1 pseudogene is annotated in these 310 nt (G+C 59.0%); it reads left to right on the top strand.

Going from position 1 to position 310, the window contains the following annotated elements:
• Positions 1-310 (top strand): annotated as a pseudogene (locus tag R1101_RS31295) (DUF262 domain-containing protein); the annotation flags it as partial.

Below are 310 nucleotides of genomic sequence, written 5' to 3'. Positions count from 1 at the left end.
GGTCGTACCTTATGCCGAGGCATACGGCATCCTGCGAGATCAGAATTACCAGGCTGTCTCAGGTGCTGAGAAAGTGAACAGGTGGTTGAAGCGTCTCGATCAGCTGGACAACAGCGACTGGCGCGCACCTGCGCTTTGGGCGCTTACGAACATGGGTGACGACCCCGAGTTTCTCGACTGCTTCTTCCGTTTACTCGAGCGGCTTGCGGCGAGCATGCTTCTGCGCCGGGTGTATGCAACGCCTCGTGCTTCTCGCTACATCCAGTTACTGAAGGACCTCGCAGCAGGGCGCGGTCTCGATTCACCGGCC

Source organism: Rhodococcus sp. R1101, from assembly GCF_000278445.1.
In the GTDB taxonomy this organism is placed as follows: domain Bacteria; phylum Actinomycetota; class Actinomycetes; order Mycobacteriales; family Mycobacteriaceae; genus Rhodococcus; species Rhodococcus gordoniae.
The sequence above is the reverse complement of the archived record's forward strand: the minus strand, read 5'-3'. Positions and strand labels throughout refer to the sequence as shown.